The organism is Cupriavidus sp. SIMBA_020 (assembly GCF_046535395.1).
Taxonomy (GTDB): domain Bacteria; phylum Pseudomonadota; class Gammaproteobacteria; order Burkholderiales; family Burkholderiaceae; genus Cupriavidus; species Cupriavidus campinensis.
Map to the genome: position 1 here is coordinate 1 of NZ_JAWRWU010000226.1, position 332 is coordinate 332.

Annotated in this window: 1 protein-coding gene; it reads left to right on the forward strand. The window is 65.1% G+C overall.

The features are described from left to right. On the forward strand, positions 1 to 332 hold a 332-nt coding region (locus tag SB751_RS28945; protein ID WP_410748901.1), incomplete at both ends, for a radical SAM protein.

Below are 332 nucleotides of genomic sequence, written 5' to 3' on the forward strand. Positions count from 1 at the left end.
CTCGCAGCTTCACTTCGGGGGCGGCACGCCCACCTTCCTGTCCGACGAAGAACTGGACCGCCTGATGGCGGACTTGCGCGGCGCATTCCGTTTCGAACCAGACGCGGAAATCTCCATCGAGGTGGATCCCCGCACGGCCACCCCGCAGCGGCTGGAGAAATTGCGACGGCTGGGTTTCAACCGGCTGAGCTTCGGCGTGCAGGATTTCGATGCGCGCGTGCAAGTGGCGGTGCATCGCGTGCAGTCGTTCGAGGACGTCCGCGACCTGATGCAAAGCGCCCGTGCGCTGGGTTACGACTCGGTCAACGTCGACCTGATCTACGGCCTGCCGC